The organism is Bacteroidota bacterium (genome assembly GCA_039111535.1).
GTDB lineage: Bacteria > Bacteroidota > Rhodothermia > Rhodothermales > JAHQVL01 > JBCCIM01.
The window spans coordinates 1-21238 of the sequence record JBCCIM010000112.1 but is presented as its reverse complement, the minus strand read 5'-3'; the positions used below and the strand labels follow the sequence as shown (position 1 = coordinate 21238).

Annotated in this window: 14 protein-coding genes; 4 read left to right on the top strand and 10 right to left on the bottom strand. The window is 51.7% G+C overall.

The window, feature by feature from the left end:
- Positions 1-485 precede the first annotated feature (485 nt).
- The 3 genes from AAF564_16520 to AAF564_16510 all read left to right on the top strand — a co-directional run bounded on the left by AAF564_16520 (position 486) and on the right by AAF564_16510 (position 3914).
- Positions 486-1190 carry a succinate dehydrogenase cytochrome b subunit gene (locus AAF564_16520; protein ID MEM8487159.1) on the top strand — a complete coding sequence of 235 codons (705 nt, stop codon included), beginning with the start codon at positions 486-488 and terminating at the stop codon, positions 1188-1190.
- The gene (locus AAF564_16515; GenBank protein ID MEM8487158.1) at positions 1190-3100 is read left to right on the top strand and encodes a fumarate reductase/succinate dehydrogenase flavoprotein subunit; all 1911 of its coding nucleotides are present in this window, start codon (positions 1190-1192) and stop codon (positions 3098-3100) included. Before AAF564_16520 ends, AAF564_16515 begins: the two co-directional genes overlap by 1 nt.
- Before the next feature lie 64 nt (positions 3101-3164).
- Entirely contained in the window at positions 3165-3914 is a 750-nt protein-coding gene (locus tag AAF564_16510; GenBank protein ID MEM8487157.1) for a succinate dehydrogenase/fumarate reductase iron-sulfur subunit, read from the top strand.
- Between the two features lie 30 nt (positions 3915-3944).
- Here the strand turns inward: AAF564_16510 and AAF564_16505 are convergent, their stop codons facing one another.
- The 10 genes from AAF564_16505 to mrdA form a co-directional block, all read right to left on the bottom strand.
- Positions 3945-5246: a GvpL/GvpF family gas vesicle protein gene (locus AAF564_16505; protein MEM8487156.1), complete on the bottom strand. Its 1302-nt coding sequence runs from the start codon at positions 5244-5246 to the stop codon at positions 3945-3947.
- Positions 5247-5268: 22 nt separating this feature from the next.
- A complete protein-coding gene (locus tag AAF564_16500; GenBank protein ID MEM8487155.1) occupies positions 5269-5697 on the bottom strand; it encodes a hypothetical protein in 429 nt (142 codons plus the stop codon).
- Between the two features lie 32 nt (positions 5698-5729).
- Entirely contained in the window at positions 5730-5981 is a 252-nt protein-coding gene (locus tag AAF564_16495) for a hypothetical protein (GenBank protein ID MEM8487154.1), read from the bottom strand.
- 259 nt (positions 5982-6240) lie between these two features.
- Positions 6241-6447 (bottom strand): hypothetical protein, encoded by a 207-nt coding sequence (locus tag AAF564_16490; protein ID MEM8487153.1) that lies wholly within the window; start codon positions 6445-6447, stop codon positions 6241-6243.
- A gap of 610 nt (positions 6448-7057) precedes the next feature.
- Positions 7058-9055, bottom strand: a complete 1998-nt coding sequence (locus AAF564_16485; protein ID MEM8487152.1) for a LysM peptidoglycan-binding domain-containing protein — start codon at positions 9053-9055, stop codon at positions 7058-7060.
- Positions 9056-9375: 320 nt separating this feature from the next.
- A complete protein-coding gene (locus tag AAF564_16480) occupies positions 9376-10929 on the bottom strand; it encodes an acyl-CoA carboxylase subunit beta (GenBank protein ID MEM8487151.1) in 1554 nt (517 codons plus the stop codon).
- A 198-nt stretch (positions 10930-11127) separates the two neighbouring features.
- Positions 11128-12870, bottom strand: a complete 1743-nt coding sequence (locus AAF564_16475) for a hypothetical protein (protein MEM8487150.1) — start codon at positions 12868-12870, stop codon at positions 11128-11130.
- A gap of 395 nt (positions 12871-13265) precedes the next feature.
- A complete protein-coding gene (locus AAF564_16470; protein ID MEM8487149.1) occupies positions 13266-14678 on the bottom strand; it encodes a TldD/PmbA family protein in 1413 nt (470 codons plus the stop codon).
- Position 14679: 1 nt separating this feature from the next.
- Positions 14680-15939, bottom strand: a complete 1260-nt coding sequence (gene rodA / locus AAF564_16465) for a rod shape-determining protein RodA (protein MEM8487148.1) — start codon at positions 15937-15939, stop codon at positions 14680-14682.
- Between the two features lie 2 nt (positions 15940-15941).
- On the bottom strand, positions 15942-17759 hold the full coding sequence (mrdA, locus tag AAF564_16460) for a penicillin-binding protein 2 (GenBank protein ID MEM8487147.1): 1818 nt from the start codon (positions 17757-17759) through the stop codon (positions 15942-15944).
- A 592-nt stretch (positions 17760-18351) separates the two neighbouring features.
- Here mrdA and AAF564_16455 point away from each other — a divergent pair.
- A partial coding sequence (locus tag AAF564_16455) for a peptidase S9 (protein MEM8487146.1) occupies positions 18352-21238 on the top strand: 2887 nt, incomplete at its 3' end.

Below are 21238 nucleotides of genomic sequence, written 5' to 3'. Positions count from 1 at the left end.
TGCGCAACAATCTGGTGGGTTGAAGTATGTCTTCTCCCTGTTAGAGAAAAATCTGACAAACTTTGTTAGGTTATAAATCGCTGAAACATAATAAATGATCCCGTGCAATCCAATTCCCCCACACGAAAAAGGTCATCTTCCCCTGCCAGTATCTAGTCAGCGATCACCTCTAAGCATCGTCTTAAAAAAGAGCAAGTAAAGCAGAGGCACCAGCATAGCCTTATATCGTCCGAAAACGCAGCTTATCGCCCCCCGTTGGTAGAATCTGAATGGCCTGTATTCTTTTTTACATAACCTTCAACTAATTCTTGGCAATTAGAATTTTTCAGTTGTAATGTAGTGCCGTTGCAGGTCTTCTTTATGATCTGCGATTCCAGATGAAACCATTAAAATGCCCCGTAGTTATCACCGGCAAATAGCTGGGACGAACCGTCTTGCTACGGTCTTTTTTAACAATTTGCTGAGCTAAGCTCCCACCAGATTTCATGGGCAATAAACCGAATGAAAGCACCGTCCAACAGTCGATCTTGTTTTCGCCTATTGGAAAGAAAGTGCTCACGGGCATCACGGGGCTGGGACTGACCCTGTTTGTCATTACGCACATGTTAGGCAACCTTTCCTATTTCCAGGGAAGCGCAGCCTACAATGCCTACACCGAATTTTTGCACAGCCTTGGCGCGCTGCTGTATGTGATTGAAGCCGGCCTTGTTGCCGTGTTTGTGCTGCACATTGTGCTTGGCATCAATATATATCTGCACAAGCGAAAAGCACGCAAGGTTGGATACAAGCGCTTCAAAACGGTAGGTGGCGCCAGCAAACAATCCATGAGTTCCAGAAGCATGATTATCACAGGGATTATCCTGCTGGTATTTCTGGTTGTTCACTTGTGGAGTTTCAAATTTGGCACGTATTACGAGACCACCCTTGACGGGCAGCCCGTACGCGACCTCGCCCGGCTTGTAACGGAGAAATTTGCCAGCCCGCTCTATGCGTTTGGATATGTAGCAATCATGCTACTCCTGGCCCTCCATCTGCGACACGGCGTGTGGAGTGCATTGCAATCACTGGGCGCCATGAACCCCAGGCTCACCCCGTTGGTCTACACCCTGGGCGCGCTGCTCGGACTACTGATCGCCATCGGGTTCCTCGTTCTTCCCCTGTGGATTTACTTTACCGGAGGTAATGTGTGATGAAGTTAGACGCTAAAACACCAGGCGGACCACTCCAGCAGAAGTGGCAGCAGTACCTTCAAAAAATTAAGCTTGTTAGCCCCAACAACAAACGCAAGCACAATGTTATTGTAGTAGGCACTGGCCTTGCCGGCGCATCCGCAGCGGCTACGCTGTCTGAATTGGGGTATAACGTAAAGTCTTTCTGCATCCAGGATTCAGCCCGGCGCGCGCACAGTATTGCTGCGCAAGGCGGCATCAACGCTGCAAAAAACTACCCCGGTGATGGGGACAGTGTATGGCGCCTCTTCTACGACACCATTAAAGGTGGTGACTACCGCTCTCGCGAATCTAACGTACACCGGCTCGCTGAAATAAGCACAAGCATCATCGACCAGTGCGTTGCACAAGGGGTGCCATTTGCACGCGAATATGGCGGCTACCTTGCCAACCGGTCTTTTGGTGGCGCCCAGGTATCTCGCACATTCTATGCGCGTGGACAAACCGGCCAGCAGTTGCTTCTTGGTGCCTATAGTGCCATGAGCCGGCAAATCGAAACGGGCGGCATTACCATGTACAATCGCCGCGAAATGCTCGATCTCGTCATGATCAATGGTCAGGCGCGGGGGATTATCACACGCAACCTCGTCACAGGAGAACTTGAGCGGCATGCCGCGGATGCAGTGTTGCTTTGTACCGGTGGTTATGGCAATGTGTACTTCCTGTCTACCAACGCAAAAAACTCCAATGTAACCGCAGCATGGCGCTGCCACCGCAGAGGAGCGTACTTTGCAAACCCATGTTACACACAGATTCATCCGACGTGTATTCCGGTTTCCGGTGAGTATCAGTCCAAACTGACTCTCATGAGTGAAAGCTTGCGAAACGACGGTCGCGTTTGGGTGCCTAAAAAGGCCGGCGATACGCGTGCGCCGGAGTCCATCCCGGAAGACGAACGGGATTATTACCTCGAGCGCAAGTACCCAAGCTTTGGCAACCTCGTGCCACGCGACGTTGCCTCGCGTAATGCCAAACAGGCCTGCGATGAAGGCCGGGGTGTTGGTACAACCAAACTGGCTGTCTACCTCGACTTCCGCGATGCAATCAAGCGCCATGGACGCGACGTGATCGAACAGCGCTACGGCAACTTGTTCGAGATGTATGAACGCATCACAGACGACAATCCGTACGAAGTACCCATGCGCATCTACCCGGCTGTGCATTACACCATGGGCGGTCTTTGGGTTGATTACAACCTGATGACCACCGTTCCGGGACTCTTTGCGCTTGGAGAAGCAAACTTCTCCGATCATGGCGCTAACCGCCTGGGTGCCAGTGCCCTCATGCAGGGCCTCGCTGACGGGTATTTTATCGCTCCGTACACTTTGGGGCAATACATCGCCTCTGCCGGCATTGACGCGGTTGACACCAGCCATGAAGCTTTTGCTGAAGCAGAAAACGCCTCAAAAGAGCAGCTCCACAAATTGCTCTCTATCAATGGCAACAGAACGGTACTGGACTACCACAGAAACCTGGGACAGATCATCTGGGACCACGTGGGCATGTCTCGTACCAAGGAAGGGCTTACCAAAGCCATCCAGGAACTGGGAGATTTGCGTGAATCGTTTTGGCAAAACGTCAAGGTACCGGGAGAAAACAGCACGATGAACAAGTCCCTCGAATTTGCGGGCCGTGTTGCAGACTTCATCGAACTTGGCGAATTGATGGCGCAAGATGCCCTAGATCGCGAAGAGTCGTGTGGGGGCCACTTCCGAGAAGAACACCAAACCCCGGAAGGAGAAGCCAAGCGAAACGACGATACGTACTCTTATGTGGCAGCCTGGGCACATCAGTCTGATGGGACCAAACAACTGCACAAAGAAGACCTCGCATTTGAAAATGTTGAGCTGACGCAACGTAGCTACAAATAATGGTTCGAAGTGCCCACCGCCTTGCATCAGGCGGCAAGACGCAAACCAAAACCCGAAATCAGCAATGACAATCCATCTGAATATTTGGCGACAGGACGGCCCCGACAAACCCGGTGGTTTCAAGTCTTATAGTGTCGAAGGCATCAGCCACGACATGTCGTTCCTGGAAATGTTTGACCTGCTCAACGAGCAATTGACACTAAAAGGAGAAACGCCGATTGAATTTGACCATGACTGTCGCGAAGGCATCTGCGGATCGTGCAACATGATGATCAACGGCCAGGCCCATGGCCCTAACGCGCGTACCGCTACTTGCCAGTTGCACATGCGGAGCTTCAAAGACGGAGACTCCATTGATGTAGAGCCGTGGCGTGCCTCTGCTTTCCCGGTCATCAAAGATCTGGTTGTAGATCGCACCTCTTTCGACCGTATTATTGAAGCCGGCGGCTACGTGAGTGTCAACACGGGCAACGCCCCTGATGCCAACGCCATCCCGATTTCTAAAACAAAGGCAGACGAAGCCATGGACTACGCCGCCTGCATAGGGTGTGGCGCCTGTGTTGCCGCCTGTCCAAACGCGTCAGCCTCCCTGTTCGTTGGCGCAAAAATCGCCCACCTCGCCATTTTACCCCAGGGCCAACCTGAAGCAGGTCGCAGGACGATCAAAATGGTAAACCAGATGCAGGAAGAAGGCTTCGGCGACTGCTCTAACCACGCGGAATGTGAAGCCGTTTGTCCAAAAGGCATTTCCATCGCCGGCATTGCTACGATGCGCCGGGCATACGTTAAAGCGATGCTTTCGTCAGATGGCTAGGCGATAGTAGAGTAGATCTAACAGATGGGATTAGCCCGCTGCCACCGGGGCGGCGGGCGCATTTTTTTTCAGCTTTCCGGCAGCCAAAACTTTGCGGCTTGCAAATTGGGCTGCAGCATGCGGACCTTCCACCTCCAGCTCAAAACCAAGGGATTTGTAGGCTTCAATCAGTGAAGCTATTTCTTTTTCGAACGCATTTCGCTGCGCATTGGAAACAAGGTAATCACACCGAAAAATCTCCCGCTTGTCCGCCTCACCAGCCTCAAGCTCCGTAAATGACTGTATTTGGTTTTGGGATGTGATCACCGAAAGCGTCCCGTGGCTGTGTTTGACACAGGCTTTACATACCGAGCGCGCCTCTTCTTCGAGCACCACTTCAAGTTTTTCGTATAAAGGCTGACCGGCTGCACGAGACTTGCCAGCCATCTCAGCCTGAATCGCACGAACCCGGTTACTAGCCTTGGCCGTCAGGGTCCGCAATCTTGGCTCGTTACAATAAATACTGAAACGCCATGCATGATTGCCCTCAATCAATTGCAGGGTAGACACAAAGTCTTTGTGATGCTCATCCAAAAAAGCCTTCAACCCTTGCATACTATCACAAATAGTACAAACCCGCATGGGCACAATTGATACCTGGGCCTGTACCCTGCTCAGTATTTTGGTATGCTGCCGGAGGGTCTGCTCAAACCACGCTGGGTCGTTCAATTTTGCCTGCAGTGCCTCTTCACTATACACATCGAGCGGCACTTCAGAAATTACGGCCTGTGCTTCTCCAAAAGGAAACACAAAAAGTGGGTAGTCTGCATCAATTGAGAGTTCGGGCAGCTCAAAATCATACTGCCCAAGGGTGATGGCGAATATATAGTATCCAACCTTTTCGGGCTCGGTTACCTCTACCGTGTGCTCTTCGTAGGCCTCTTCCACAAGGTCAGCCGGCAGTTGGGTATCGGGTATTTCATCGCCATACTTATCCTGTTCGACAACCGGAGCGGGGTCGTCGAGGGGTTCTCCTGCCTCAAATATGGGCTCATGGGACACACCTTCAACCAGAGATTCAATCGCAGGCGGAGCCACGCCGGAAACCACATCAATGGGATCGAGCGTCTCCGGGGATTCGGGTTCGATCTGATGAAGCGCTCGTTCGAAAAACGAGTCCACCATCTGCTCTTTGAGCATTTGCTTGGTGGAACCGAAACCTTCTCCTTCTTCCAGCGGCGCTGCAGGTGCAGCGCTTGCAGGTTGGGTGCTATCCCCCGGCCGAACCTTCAGGTACTGACCTAATGAAGGACCGGTGAGCCAGTCGGGCATCCATCTCAATTTTGATGACACGATAACTGCCTCACGTGTGCTGTTATTCTTCTTGGACTTTGCTCGTCTGAACGAATGGTTTTATTTGGCTGAGCAACAGTTCGTTCCGCCGTATCTGTTCTCTGATTGCTTCAATCTCTTCCAGGATACGATCGTTGAGCACAGGAGGGGCTTCTTTTGTGCGTTTAACACGCTTGGCAGGCTCGGTTTTAGCAGCTTTCACACGCACGGGTGAAACTACAACGTTGTCCATGCCAGGCGCAGGAGCCGGCGCACGTTCATCTGCTCCTGAAACACCATCAACAACTGACTCCAGGACATGCTGTAATGCACTTTGCCGCAAGATCTGCTTGGCACTCGCCAGCGCTTCCTGCCGCGTTTCCCGAATGAGTTGTTGAATTTGAGCTTCACATGCACTAGCGAAGGCGCGTTGAAATTGGTGACCAATTTCAGCTGTTAAATTTTTTTCCATACAGCAGATTGCCTCCCCTAGTCAAGATAAAGTCAGAGCGATGGTTGTGGTTGGAACCAGGTACCACCTGAGGATGCAGGCTTTTTGTTGTTCGGCCGCTTTTCAGGTTGATCCTCGGCTGCACTCTCTAGGATCGCCTGTAGCATGCGTTCCTTAAGGATAACCTTGGCTTCAGTCAATGCCTCATCGCGGGCTTCCTGGATCATTTTGATTACCATTTCATCAGAAGCGCGCAGCAGCTTGTCCTTCAGCTGGTCAATTAACTCGGTTGTCTGTTCATTCATCGTCGATACCTACTGGATTCAAAACTCTAGTACTGAAAAGGGTTTGCTCCGGGAGCACCCGGAAACGGAGGGCTGTTCAGCATGGAACACCAGGTAAAAAACGCCTGGATAACGAAACACGCTGACCACAATTGCTTTATCGCGCAACTTGTGGTAAAGCGTACATATCAACACGTCTACAACACGGCCTCCTTCACATGAATTGAGGGGCTTTTAATCGCATGAAGTTGTGTTAATGCTTCATCCTGAAACACCAGGATTACTCTGCCTGCTCATCAACAATAAGCACGGCCGGCTCAGCACTCAGGCGACTAACTTTACCAATTGCATCTTTTAAAATTGCCTCCAACATACGCTCTTTCAACAGCGCTTTTGCTTCCTGGAGGGCTTCATCCTGTGCTTCTTTAACAACCTTTGCAATCTCTTCCTGAGAGGCTGCCAATAATTTCTCTTTAAGCTGACCCATAGTATTCTCGGAGTTGGTAGTCATAAGAAATCAGATTTGGTTTCTAGTTGAATTGTATGTCTCAATCAACAGGCACTAAATCGGACTTATTGGCGCAGCAAATTTGTGCTGCAAGCTTTAGGTCCGGGGGTAGACAGGCGTGATGTCTTGCTTGATTGATGTTGCTTGACGCAATCTGCCGCAATGGCGAGCAAAACCCGGGCAATCCGGCAATTGTTAAACAAACACACCTTGTTGATCGAGCATCTTCCTACAATCTAGTGGCAATCCGGTTGCATTGGTTGAGCACCAGTACAACGCTTTTTTGCGCACCTGCTGTAGCGCCGGGCATCTGCATCAGATACTGCCCGATCTGGGCACTACATTTCGAAGTAAAACGTTTTAGGACTGAGGATTTTGTCCATCAACGCAAGCACCCGTTTACAGCCAATTCATCAGTTTTACAATGAAGGCTGACAGACGTTATGCTTTCTCAATGATCCTTCCAAAAGCACAGCCTTGCGGGATATAAAGCCAAAAGGTGTAAGTTTTAGGAAGCACGTCTACGCCGGGCGTAGGCCAAAGCTATTCACAAAACCCACGCCTTTTGGCTAACAAGCTGCGCCATAAGTCATGAAGATGCTTTAGGATACACCGTCAACCGTTGCCCAATTTTGATCAGGCTGTTTGACATGTTATTCCACTGCCGCAACTCTGAAACAGATACCTTGAACTGTTTCGCAATCTTGATGAGCGTATCGCCACGTCGGACGCGGTACACAATACGTGAAGGCTTATCTTCGGCTTTCTTGGCCTCCTTGCTGTTTGCATCTGCAACAGCCGGCTGCTTGTCACTCACCTTGGTTACCGTCTTTTTCTCTGGCGTGCTTTTGTCGCTCGCTGCAACAACCGGAATTTTAGACGCCAACTCCTGTGCACGTGCTATCAGCAAGTCTTTATCTAGCGGCGTGCGCTGCGATGGCAAGATCGGACGTACCGAGCGCATACCATACTGCACACGCATCGGGCGGGCATCAGCAAATGATACTTCACTATTGGACAGGCCGCTGGAGTACTGCGTTACAGGGACAACAAGCGACTGCCCAATCCGAATGACGGTACTGCGGAGTCCGTTTTTACGCATAAGTGACGAAACGGAAACACCATAACGGCGCGCTATCTGCCCAAGCGTTTCACCACTACGGACGCGATGATGGCTGACGGCTCTTTTTGTGCTCGCCGGCAATTTCCGGTATCCTTCAGCAAACTGCTCGTAGGTATAAAGCGGAATACGCAGGTAATACGCTGTTTTTGACGGCGGCAAATGGCTGCTACGCAGTTCCGGGTTGAGCGCCTTGATTGTTGCCAGGTCGGTCCCTGCAAGTTTAGCAGCATCAGCCAGCGACAACATGCCCTGCACCGGCACGTAGTCAAACTCATAATTTGGTCCGGGCTGTACGCCTTTCCCGAGCCCAAAGTCTTCGGGGCTCGAAGCTACAATGGATGTAGCGATAAACATCGGCACATAGTTACGGGTCTCGCGCGGCAGGTTGTCGTACACATCCCAATACGTTGCTTTCCGACCCAAACGGGCTTCAGCCCTGCGAATATGCCGGCGAAGCTTGCCTGGGCTGTAATTGTAGCCGGCAAGCGCCAGCTGCCAATCACCAAACATGCGGTGCAAATCACGCAAATGTTTGGCTGCCGCACGGGTGGCTTTTTCCGGATTCATCCGCTCATCTACCCAGCCGTTGCTCTCAAGATCATAAGCGCGGCCTGTTGCACGAATGAACTGCCACATCCCTACAGCACGCGCCCAGCTCTTGGCGTTCGGATTTAAGCCGCTTTCAATCATTGCAAGGTACTTCAACTCATCCGGCACGCCTTCTTCCGCAAAGATCTTCTCAACCATCGGGAAATAGGTTTCTGCGCGGCTCAGCCAGTTGTTGATGTGCCGGTCAGGGTCTTTCAGCAGAAAAACAATACTTGACTTGACCCGCTCATTGATGGTCATTGGAATTTCGGTATCTGCAAACGAAAGACGTGGCAGGGTTACCCCTTCCAATGGTGCCAGGTCGCCCTCATTTACTGCAGAAAAAGCTTGCTCTCTTACGGCAAAGATGTCACCTTGCTGAATGGCCAGCGTATCAGAGAATCCGTAGTAGCGCTCAAATTCTGATACAACACTGCGATAGAGTTCGCGGAACTGGGCATTGTCGGCCACCGCCGGCTGGTCCACCAAAATCGCAAGGGCTCCCATCGAGGTATCCAGTAATTCCTCGATCGCCTCTGCATCTCCATCAGCCTGGGCTTGCAGGAGCCGGCCCTGGTATCCATAAATACGCGACATCCGCCGCAATGCCTGCTCCTCAGTAAACGTATCACCGGGAAATCCTATATCTTCTCCCCCTTCCTCACCAAGGATGAACATCCGCACATCACTTAACTGCGGATTTCCCTGCACGGGCCACACATCCATCGGACTATAGTCGATGTGCCGCATCAGGCGGTGTTCATAGCTTGTAGAAATTTGGTCGGAGACGGGTACAATTGGGCGAGACTGCTCTTGTCCAAATGCGTGATTTGAACCAAATATAAACAGCGTCCCAAATAGCAATGTGCGCAACATGGGCAAAAAGCGTGTTTTAGCGTGGAGGACAGAGACGAGAGTAACAATGATGGCCCAAAGGCCTATTCCCTATTGCTAACAGAAACGACACCCCGCAGGGATACAAGTTGCCGTTAAAACGTCCATGGACGCGGGCCACCGATGCAGGTGAATTATTTGATCGGACGCCCTGCCTGTTGATAGTGAATGCCTAAAGATAACAAATAAGCACACTTACAAAAAAGGCAATCCGGCGCAAGCCTGCTGATCCTTTCACGGATAGTGCGTATCCCCGGGTAATCCTTGCAGGACACTACACCCGGGTAATGTATGTAGATTTTTTACAGCGGAACGTTCCCGTGCTTCTTCTTTGGATTTTGCGCAACCTTGTTTTTGAGCATTTTCAGCCCACGAATAAGCTTGGTGCGCGTTTGACTCGGTTCAATTACGTCGTCAATGTATCCTTTGCTTGCTGCCACATAAGGGTTTGCAAATTTATCCCGGTAGTCCTCGATAAACGCGGCTTCTGTTGCAGCAGGATCTTCCGCTGCGGCAATCTGCTTCCGGTAAATAATTTCTACAGCGCCTTTCGGACCCATCACAGCAATTTCAGCACGGGGCCAGGCAAAATTGAGGTCGCCGCGGATGTGTTTTGAGTTCATCACATCGTACGCACCGCCATAGGCCTTTCGGGTAATGACCGTGATTTTCGGTACCGTAGCTTCGCAGAATGCATAAAGCAACTTGGCACCTTCCCGAATAATACCCTGCCATTCCTGGTCGGTGCCCGGCAAAAAGCCCGGCACATCTTCAAAAACGACGAGCGGGATATTAAAGGCATCACAAAAACGGACAAATCGAGCGCCTTTTCGGGATGCGTCAATATTCAATACGCCGGCAAGCACAGCCGGCTGATTTGCCACAATGCCAATAGATTGCCCGCCTAAACGGGCAAACCCAACAACCATGTTTGTTGCGTATTCTGCGTGTACTTCGGTGAACTTGCCGTTATCCACAACAAGCTTGATCACATCGAGCATGTCATAGGGCTTGTTGGGGTTCTCTGGCACGATGTCATCCAACTGCGCTGCTGCCCGGTCATGCGGATCGTCGGTTGCACTGTGTGGTGGCAGCTCTTCGCAATTTTGCGGGAGATACCCCATCAAATCACGAATACGGAGGAGACAGTCTGCATCATTTACACAGGAAAAATGGGCTACACCACTTTTGCTAGCATGGGTTGTTGCGCCACCGAGCGCCTCACTTGTTACTTCTTCCTGGGTGACTGTTTTAACTACGTTCGGCCCCGTAACAAACATGTAGCTTGTCTTCTGGACCATAAAGATGAAGTCGGTGATGGCCGGGCTGTAAACTGCACCGCCGGCGCAGGGGCCCATTACCGCCGAAATCTGAGGGACCACGCCAGAAGCCAGCGTATTCTGCAAAAAGATGTCAGCATAACCGCCGAGCGAGACCACGCCCTCCTGAATGCGTGCACCGCCAGAATCATTCAGCCCAATGACAGGTGCCCCATTTTCCAGGGCAAGCTTCATGATTTTGACAATTTTCTCCGCATGTGCGTGCCCGAGAGAGCCCCCAAAGACCGTAAAGTCCTGACTAAACACATAGACAAGCCGGCCATCTATGGTACCATACCCTGTTACCACACCGTCACCCAACGGACGCTGCTTTTCTAAACCAAAATCGGTGATATCGTGCTGCACGAACATACCTAGCTCTTCGAAGGAGCCTTTGTCCAACAGGATATCTATTCGTTCACGGGCGGTGAGCTTGCCCTTGTCGTGCTGGCGGGCAATGCGGGCTTCTCCTCCTCCCAGCCGGGCCTCTTTCCGCTTCTGCTCTAGTTCTTCAAACCGACTACCAGGCTCTGCCATGCGCTATATCAATTGCTGATTCTACAGGATCCCGAACGGACACCATACGCCGGCTTTCTGCCAGGTATTACGCTGTGGTGCGTGTCCTGTGGCAAAACTACAAACTCAGACAATCGAACCCAAACGCAGCAAGGGTTTTATTTACGCGGCATGGGTGAAGCGCGCACCTTACAATCAGGCGCATCTACCCCATTGCGCTTATCGCTGGCGATACTGTTCTTCGACGCTTTCGGTAAACATGATTGCAGCCGGGCTATAGATATTGATCTGGTGTTTTTTAAACACTTCTTCAGCGATCAACTGCGAGGCTTCTTCCCACGTGCTTAGTTCGCGTAACACACCCAGCAGATGCTCATACCCTTGCTCAGAGCCGGCAAAGAGGTGATCAACAAACATTGTTCTGTTGGTAGCCCCAAAGCTGCCCAGCACATCATACTCCAGCGATTCGAGTGGAGAGAGTACCGGATCGGGTGCTACTGGTTGCTCTGGATTATTGTCAGGTGCCAACTGTGTTTCATCCGGGTCCTGCGCCTCAGGGGCCTCTGGCATATTATACTGAGGCGCCTCATAACGGGGCGAATCGGAAAACACGGGCGGTGTATCCTGTGTGCCGTACGGACTTGGCGGCGGCGGTGCAAACTGGTTTGCATAGGTGCGCACCGGCTCCGTTTGAGCGGCATAGTCAGTTTGCGAAGGTGTTGGCTGCCGGTCCTCCATGATCCCTGGCGGCGTCACTTCCGGCGGCGTTTCTTCTGGCGCTGGTACAGCTACAGGCTGGGCCGGAGCTGCTGGGGGCGTATCTTTTGTCTGTAAAGGCGGACGCGGACCAGGTTCGGTTGACGGCTTCAGGTTGGCAGCAACAGGTGTCACGCCAGGCTTCTGAAATCGCATCCACAACGGCACGGCATCGTCAGCATCACCTTCTGCTGGAGCAGGCTGCGTGGGTGTAGCGGGTTCTTCCTTTTTTGTACCAGCTCTCTGGAATCGTTCCCAAAGTGGTTTTGATTCTTTTTCAGCCGGTGGCGCTTTGGGCTCAGGTTTTTCAACCGGTGCCGGTGCGTCTTCTGCTGGCAAATAAGACGGCGTTACAGGTTCATTCACGGCCTCCGGCTTTGCAGCAGGTGCTGCAACGGGTGGTGTCGCTTTTAATTCCTGTTCAAAAGGCCCAACCGATCCATCAATCACACGGCGCAGGCCGGCTTCGTCAATGGTTGAAATACGGTGTACTTCCTTCTCTACCTGCAGCCGGCCCTGGATTTCATACGCTTCCTTGTCCCCAAAGAACATGGCAAGCATATCAATCGGTACACCCTGCTTGCTCGTTTGGGGTACCCGACGCATCAGATCAAACAACGGACGCAACATGCGCATCCACTGATCTACAGTGTAGTTGGCCGTCATGTGCCGGTCAACCTGGGTAAGCAACGAAGAAAAACGGGTGCGATCTATTTCTTTCAGCTGCCGCTTCTTCAGAAACGTTTCAACCGCCTCGCGAAGATAAGGGTAGGCTGCGAAGTAGCTGATTTCGCGGTAAATAACAGGCGCAGCAAGCGGCCCATCTTCTTCCCGAAAAACAAATTCTACCAGGGTATGTGTCGGTAGAATGAGGTGCGCAATCACAAGTTTTGTTGCACGCTTAAGTGTACTGCGCCACTCTTCAGCCGGAATGTGGGAATATTGCGCCAGCGCTGCCACAAAAGACTTGTAGGCATGCTGTACATCAGGGTGGTCATAATCAAACCACGAAGACCTGACAGTTCGCAGGTGTTCAACTTCTACATCGAGTCGGTGCTGTAGATTTTGCCCCAGGAAATGCGCCAAAAGCGGAGGCATGGGATCTTGCTCGATGTCATTGCGCGTGTACGATTTATTGGTTGGAAACGCCTCATTGAGAAACTCAAAGAGAGAGTCCGAAACCTCTCGCAACATATCGCTCGACATGTAAACCAAAACGCTGGAATTTTTTTATGAACGAATCAAAGAGAAAGAATTGAGTCGGAGGCCAAAAGAAGCAAATATGCTATCCTGGACGGTCTGTTTTAAGCGCAACTGCTTAAAAAGTACTGTGCTTTAATCTACCATACCCTCTCCTTGTTCTCCTGCTAGGCTTAAAAAAAACAATTCTTTGAGAGTATCTACTAAAATAAGACGGTTCAATAGGCATAACCGCGCAATTAGAGTGCCACAGTAATAATTCCCGAATTTAAGCTATTTCAACCCGACCTGGTTGGTTTAGACGGACATATATAGCGCCCTGACCGGTAGTTTATGCAATTCGACCGGGGCTGGACTATAAACAAGCGTGCGGCATTCAACGGGATATACGCGCGTTATTCTTACTGCTGAACGAGCTGAAGTGCCCGAATGAGGACGGTGGGTGTTTGCATTGAAACGGAGACTTGTTGCCCGGCCTTCTCGCAAACACCTGTACCATGGTCCTTTGTCACATCGTTAGCGATACCAGAAATATTTTTCAATACATCAAACCTTGAGGCTGTTATCTGCACACCTGACACAGGATGGGTGAGCCGGCCTTTTTCGATCCAGTACCCATCGTGCACCTCGAGCGTGACTGAATCTGTAGCGACATCGATCCGGCCGGCGCCGGCCTGGAGGACATACAGGCCTTCATCCACATCTTGAATAAGGGCTTCAGGCGTAGCGGGCCCTGCGGCAAGACAAAGGTTGGACATGCGCGGTGCAGGCAGGTGCATGTAATGCATGCGTCGACCATGCCCCGTCAGCGCCTCGCCTCGCCGGCTTGCAAAGAACCGGTCATTCAACACCCCCACCATCTTGCCCGCTTCAATCAGCATAGTCCGTTTCCCGCGGTTACCTTCATCGTCAAACGCATAAGTACCGCGCTGTTCGGGTAGGCCAGGATCGTCAAAAACGGTTAACGCTGCTGGCCCGATCATATCACCAGGACTTAGCCGGGTGGGCAGGACATCTGCTTCAAGCATATGGCCCGCAGTTTCATGGAGCCATACGCCCGGCCATCCGCCTGCAAATACCACGGGCCATCGCCCTTCTTTGACGGGTCTCGCTTTTGCCAGCCGGTTGCTGCGCGCAATGACTTCTTGCACCAATTTTGCTCCCCCTTCAAAAGCCAGTTCGCCAAATGCCGTTTCGTACCCCGCTTGACCCCAGGCATGCCAGCCAGACATTTCCCAAACATCAAGGCGTACGCCAAAAGCTGCCCGCTGCTGCTCAAGAGCCTGTCCTTCTGTATTAATCGTGAGCGCCCGGCGGTGTTGATACTGCAGTGTTGCCCGCGCACGCTGCACATCAGTTGCTCCGCGTAACATATCAAGCATACCGTTGAGTACATGTTGCCGCGCTTCAGCAGATACCGCATGTGCTGCATCTTGAGGTGGCACATTGCCCGTATTGATTTCGGTAGCTACTGCAAGGTCGACCTGAGAACGGGTGTTGCGGGGGAATTTTTGTTTTAGCGCGCCGGCAGCGTCGGTCCAGGCTGCCGGCTGCCAGCCGGCAACAGGTATCACGTGATGCTGCTTGTTGTCGAAAGCCCGAATTGCCACCCCTGTGGTTGCGGTATTCACGGAACGGTGGATCGGCGTCACCTGTGCTGGGCGCTGAATTTCGGCGTGGACAGCGCCGAGCACGGCATCCTCAAAAAACAGGTCGCTGTACTTGACGCCCGGACCTTGCACAATATGCAGCAATAGCTTGCTTTGCGCCAACACCTCGGCGGTAGCATCCTCAAAAGAAAGGGGCAACGACACGTCAGTAGCCGTAAATCGAGAAGTCGTCGCGGCGCATGTAAAAATTGAGCACACACGCAAGCATGGCCGTCTCGGTAAGGAGCGCCGACCCACCATAAGAGAGAAAGGGCAAGGGTATCCCGATTACAGGCAAAATTCCGGTGGTCATGCCGATGTTGAAAAAGATGTGGGCGAGATAAAAAGCTACAACGCCTACAACAAACGTATTCCCGAAGGGATGTTTGATATGGCTGCCCATTGAGATAAATCTGATAAGCAAAAAGGCAAACAATACCAATACGAGAATTGCGCCGGCAAACCCAAACTCTTCTCCGATGACGCTAAACACAAAGTCCGTTGTCTGCTCGGGTACATACGCCCCCTGCGTCTGGGTGCCCTGTAAAAACCCTTTCCCCCACAAACCCCCTGAGCCAATCGCTGCTTTTGACTGCACAAGATGAAACCCAACCGAGTACCGGTATTCAGGCGCTTCCGGGTTGGTAAAGGAGACAAGGCGCGCGATGTGATGGGGCTTCAATACAAATTCCAGCGCAAACTTGACCATCACAATGGCGCCAATGTTGGTCACAGCACTCATCACCAGCACCAAGACGCGCGATTTGCGCAATACGAGGTAGATGATAAACACGATAGAAAAGACAATAGCCGCCGGCATATACACTATTGTCAGGTATGCCGTAAGCGCCGGCACGATGAGCACGAGCACACGGTTGAGCGAAATGCCGCTCCAGTACAACAAGAAAGGGATGGTTGACATGAAGATCAGTGCGGTGCCGGCGTCGTTCTGCAACAGAATCAACACCACCGGTGCCATGATCAGCATGGTCACGTAAAACGCATAGTTGAGCTCATTGGTACCCGGCCGCTTGGTCGACAACAACGCTGAAACAGCCATCAGCGTCCCCAACTTGGCAAATTCAGATACCTGAAACTGAAATCCACCAATACGTAGCCAGGATTTGGCGCCGTTCACTTCTTGTCCCCAAACAAGCGCAAAGAGCAGCAACAACAGAGACAGGATGTAGAGGGGGTAGGCTATATTCTGATAAAACCGCACAGGCAGCAGCAAAGCGATACAAATGCCGGCTGCGCAGATAAACACCCAAAGCGCCTGGCGATTGAAATTCTGCCGTACACTGTCGAGCAAATATTCTGAAGCTTGCCCATGGGTTGAACTATATAGCGCCACCAATCCCACGCACACCAGCGCAATCCAAAGCAGGATGCTCACATAGTCGAGATTTCGATACCAGGTGCGCATGATTACAGGCTTTCGCTTTTGAGTTCTGTTAAAATGCGCTGCATTAACCAGCGCCGGCCCGGTGTATCAGCAATTTCTCCTGTCAGATACTGCTCAGCCATAAGGCTTGCAATAGGCCCAGCCTGCCGGCCACCAAAACCGCCATTTTCTACGAGCACACCAATTGCGATTTGCGGTTTATCAAACGGTGCAAACATAACAAACAGCGAATGATCTTCCCGATCACCCGGTGCCTGCGCAGTACCTGTTTTCCCTGCACTTGGCACGCCTGGGATTTGGAAATGCATCCCACCACCAACAGACATTAATTGCTGCATACTTTCCCTGACTACAGCAAAATATGCCGGATCGATATCAACCCTTTTCGATGGGTCTATTTGCGGCACATGGGTACTGTCAACTTCGTCTTGATGCAGGGCACGAACCAGGTGTGGCGTAGTGAGCCGGCCCGACGTCGATACGGCGCCGATATACTGGGCAAGCTGCATAGCAGTCACGCCCATATCTCCCTGACCAACCCCCAGGTTCATCGAATACCCGACGGTCCAGCCCCGGGGATACGTACGGTTGTAATAAGAAGAATCAGGAATCAAACCAGGCAATTGCTCACCGACATCAGACGTAATCCGGGTCCCAAAACCAAAAGCGTTTGCGTATTTTTTGAAGGTGTTCACATCCATGCGCCGCATCACTTCAAAAAAGTAGGTATTACACGACTTCAGGATAGCTGTACGCACGTCGGTGTACCCATGCACGCCAAGGCACCGAAAGCGTTTACCTTTACCAATAGGGTGTCCGCCGCCGCAATAAATTTTTTGATCTGGGGTTACAATACCTTCCTGAAGGGCCATGAGGGCCATAAACGGCTTCCATGTTGAGCCCGGGGGCATCATGCTCATGGTGGCCCGGTTGAACATCGGTTTGCTTTTGTGCGAGGTAAGCGCATACCAGTCTGCTGAAGACATCGAACGGGCAAAAATATCAGGATTCAAATCTGGCACACTTACCATCGCCAGTATTTCCCCGTTGTTCGGATCAATGGCAACGGCAGCGCCGCGCTTGTTCACAAAAAGGGATTCTGCAAGGGCCTGTAATTTGCTGTCGATGGTCAGGTGGAGGTCGTAGCCACTGGTTGGAGGAATATTAGCTTCCCCTTCGAGGTAACTGCCAACCTCCATACCATGCACGTTAACCATGCTAAGCTCACTGCCATACGTGCCGCGCATAAAGTCTTCGTAGCTGCGCTCAAGTCCGGACTTGCCAACCAGGTCTCCTTGCCGGTAGCCGGCCTCTTCCATTTGCTCTAACTGTCCGGCTGAAATCTCCCGCGTATACCCAAGGATGTGCGTCGCATGCGCGTCTGTCAGATACCTTCGCTTTTGCTCCTCTTCATAGGAAACGCCGGGCAAGGCGTAGAAATTTTCCTGAAGCTTGCTGAAAATATGAAAAGGCACTTCGGGGAAAGAGCGGCTGGGTCGAAAGGAGCTCCAGGCTTTTGCCTCATTGAGCTTGCGCACCACGAGGGTATCAGACACTTCAAGCAAATCAGCCAGTAATGTGATTTTCGACTCGTCGAAATACCGCGGCGTTATGGTTACGGTATACGTAAACTCATTGTCTACCATCAGCCGGCCAGTGCGGTCATAGATCGCACCGCGCGCCGGCGTCACACGCTTTTCTCGTACGGCCATACTGCGCGTTTCGCCCGAATAGGCGGTTGCATCGATAAGCTGCAACTGCCCCAAACGTGCACCCAACACCCCAATGGTAAGGATGATGGTCACAATGATGACGCGCGTTTTAGTCCTGTTGTCTTCCATACGCCAGCGGTACTTCCTGAGGAAGCCTGTTTTATCGTATCTCTGCGCCCAAAATAAGGCTTATTTACAAAAGTCGGCGCCCATACAGAGAGCTACTGGTTAACATACCAGCGGTTCAAAAAAAGGTGCCTTTCTTTTTGCATTACACCCGAACCAAAGTATACTTTATTTATTAACACAAGGCTTTCTGTCACGAAATACTGTTGCTATCGAACAGTACGGCCACGCCACACCTTTTCTTTCGACCCGACAAACCGTGGCACCGCACGTGTAAAATGGGCTTTTTGAGCCTACACGGTACATTTATTGCTTGGATCCAGCCACTACCCGCAGAAATAGCTGCAACCTCCTTACGCATTGCAGGTATCTAAATTGTAGTAACAGTGTTACGGTGGAGCAAGGGCCATGTAACAATTAATCGGCTACGCAACTAATTTGGAAACCCATACAGCAGCGTTTATAAATTGGTATAAGTAGTTGTGGCCCTGTAGTGAGGTTTATTATACAGTACACCCTAGAGAATCAGACAGGACGTAATAGTGAATCACCGGGAGACTCACTCTGAATTCCTGTCGCTTTGAACCCAGAGAATATGCGCATTGTCCGTTATACTGTACTGGTTTTGCTGTTTGCCTGGTTTATCCTGCCCGCCGGCACAGTGCAAGCCCAGTATTTTGGGAGAAATAAGGTACAGTACGACCAGTTCGATTTTAAGAAGTTCGAAACGGAGCACTTCGAGATCTATTTTTACGACGAAACGGAAGAAGCTATCCGTGATGTTGCCGCAATGGCAGAACGCTGGTACCAAAGACACTCGCGTACATTTCTCAGAGAGTTTCACGAAAAGAAGCCGCTCATCTTTTATGCAAATGACGCGGACTTCCATCAGACCAACGCCATTAGCGGTTCTCTGGGCGAAGGAACGGGCGGGGTCACGGAATCCCTGAAAGAGCGTGTGGTGATGCCGTTAACCGGTATTTACGCGGAAACTGACCATGTACTGGGCCACGAGCTTGTCCATTCTTTCCAGTATGACATTGGCCTTTCCTCTACAGACAGCACGCGTTTTGCACTGGGCCTCTTTCCGCTTTGGGTGATTGAAGGTACAGCAGAATATCTGTCCGTAGGTCGGGAAGATTCTCACACGGCCATGTGGCTACGCGACGCCGCCATGAACGACAACCTGCCAACCGCAGAGCAGCTCACCCGGGAGCCACACAAGTATTTCCCTTACCGGTATGGTCAGGCGTACATGGCATACATTGGCGGAAAATACGGCGACACAGCTGTAACCAACCTCTTCAAATTGGGTGGACGCGCCGGCCTCGACTCAGCTTTTGTCTACGCGCTTGGTATCAAGGCTGACTCGCTCTCCAACGAGTGGATTGCTGCCGTCAAGGAAAGCTATTTGCCGCTTACTGAAGGACGCACCGCACCGCAAGATGCCGGCCGCCTGGTGATTTCAGAAGAAACGGACGGCGGCAAAATCAACCTCGCCCCCACAACCAGCCCGGATGGTCGCTACGTTGCGTTTATATCTGAGCGCGATATCTTCAACATTAACCTGTTTATCGCTGATGCTGAAACGGGAGAAGTTATCCAGCGGCTGAAAAACGGGCCTTTTGATTCCCATTTTGACAATATCCGATTTATCAGCTCTGCCGGCTCATGGTCGCCTGATGGTAAAAAGTTTGCCTTTGTGGTCTTCTCAGAAGGCGACAATGAAATTCAGATACTCGATATCGACTCCGGCAAAGTTGAACGACGCGTGACCGTTGCGGATGTAGGTGCCATACACCACGTTGCCTGGTCACCAGACAACCAGTTCCTTGCGTTCTCCGGTATTCAGGGTGGTATCAGCGATCTGTTTATGCTGAACCTCGAGACAAACTCTGTGCGCCAGTTGACAGACGACCGCTATGCAGACCTCCAGCCAACCTGGTCTCCTGACGGCGCAACCCTGGCCTTTGTCACCGATCGTGGCCCAGACGGTACTGATTTCAACACACTGTCTTACGGGAAAATGCGCCTCGCGCTGATTGATCTCGAATCAGAAGACATTGAAGTGGTGCGGCCTTTTGAAGATGCTGTCCACCACAACCCACAGTTTTCGCCGGATGGCCGCGACCTGTTCTTTATTTCAGATCAGGACGGGTTCAAAGATATTTACCGGCACGAGTTGAATGCCAAAGAAACGTACCGCATCACCAACCTGAAAACGGGTGTAAGCGGCATTACTGCGCTATCGCCGGCCATGACTGTGGCCATGCAAAGCGGCCGGATGATGTTTACAGTATTTGATAACGGCACGTACCCAATCTTCTCGCTTGAAGCTGAAGACCTGGAAGGACAGCCGATGTCGCAGCAGCTAGCGGAAGAATATCAGAGTGAAGAAGAAGCAGCGCTCTACGCCAGTGCTAGCCTTCTACCGCCACCGCGCAATGCAGACGAAGGCCTCGTGGGCAGCTACCTGAGCGACCCGCTCACCGGCCTGCCAGATTCTCCGGACTACGAAATTGAAGATTACGGTGCCCGTCTCCGCCTCGACTATGTTGCACCGCCATCCGTTGGTGTTTCTGTTGGCGGCCCATTTGGCGGTGGCGCTTACGGTGGCGTTGGATTTTTCTTCAGTGATATGCTGGGTAATCATAACCTTGCTGTTATCGCCCAGGCAAATGGTACGCTGAAAGATATTGGTGGGCAGATATCCTATCTAAACCAGAAAAACCGGTTTAATTTTGGAGCTGCCGGCGGCCATATTCCAATCCTCTACGGCTACCTTACACAAGGACTTGAACCAATCACCGATGATAACGGCGATGTCACTGGATTTTTGCCGACGTATGACCAGGTATTCCGCCGCATCTATATCGACCAACTCGACCTGATTGGCTCGTATCCGCTTTCAACTACGCGCCGGCTCGAACTGAGCGGTGGGTTTGCACGTTATGCTGAGGACATTGAAATCCGCCGCTATGTGCAGTCTTTTGGCGGATTGACGCAAGGCGAACGTATTAACCGAGATGATCTCGAAGGCGACCCGTTTTACTTCTTCCAGGCAGGTGCAGCCTTTGTCGGTGATAATTCATCGTTTGGCTTTACCTCCCCGGTTCGCGGTGGTCGCTTCCGCTTGCAGGTTTCTCCGTATGTAGGTTCAGAAGACTACGTCCGTGTGCTGGGTGACTACCGGCGGTACTTCCTCGCTAAACCCTTCACCTTCGCTATCCGCGGATTGCACGTGGGAAATTACGGTGCAAACAGCGAGTTGAATACCAACACGACGTCGACCTTCGACTCAAATATATTCACCCGGCAGTACCTCGGGTATCCAAACTACCTGGGCTTTGTACGCGGCTACAGCTTCAACTCGTTTGATCCGAACGAGTGTACAGCAACACTCACCAGTGGGTGTGCTGAAAGCAACCGCCTCATTGGTACACGCATCGCGCTGGCACGCGCTGAAATCCGCGTCCCGCTCT

Excerpts from the sequence above, each read along its gene's own strand:
- mrdA (MEM8487147.1), bottom strand. The coding sequence starts at position 17,759 with ATGGAAGACAACAGGACTAAAACGCGCGTCATCATTGTGACCATCATC.
- AAF564_16515 (MEM8487158.1), top strand. The coding sequence starts at position 1,190 with ATGAAGTTAGACGCTAAAACACCAGGCGGACCACTCCAGCAGAAGTGG.
- AAF564_16485 (MEM8487152.1), bottom strand. The coding sequence starts at position 9,055 with ATGTTGCGCACATTGCTATTTGGGACGCTGTTTATATTTGGTTCAAAT.
- AAF564_16510 (MEM8487157.1), top strand. The coding sequence starts at position 3,165 with ATGACAATCCATCTGAATATTTGGCGACAGGACGGCCCCGACAAACCC.
- rodA (MEM8487148.1), bottom strand. The coding sequence starts at position 15,939 with ATGCGCACCTGGTATCGAAATCTCGACTATGTGAGCATCCTGCTTTGG.
- AAF564_16500 (MEM8487155.1), bottom strand. The coding sequence starts at position 5,697 with ATGGAAAAAAATTTAACAGCTGAAATTGGTCACCAATTTCAACGCGCC.
- AAF564_16490 (MEM8487153.1), bottom strand. The coding sequence starts at position 6,447 with ATGGGTCAGCTTAAAGAGAAATTATTGGCAGCCTCTCAGGAAGAGATT.
- AAF564_16480 (MEM8487151.1), bottom strand. The coding sequence starts at position 10,929 with ATGGCAGAGCCTGGTAGTCGGTTTGAAGAACTAGAGCAGAAGCGGAAA.
- AAF564_16495 (MEM8487154.1), bottom strand. The coding sequence starts at position 5,981 with ATGAATGAACAGACAACCGAGTTAATTGACCAGCTGAAGGACAAGCTG.
- AAF564_16520 (MEM8487159.1), top strand. The coding sequence starts at position 486 with ATGGGCAATAAACCGAATGAAAGCACCGTCCAACAGTCGATCTTGTTT.
- AAF564_16475 (MEM8487150.1), bottom strand. The coding sequence starts at position 12,870 with ATGTCGAGCGATATGTTGCGAGAGGTTTCGGACTCTCTCTTTGAGTTT.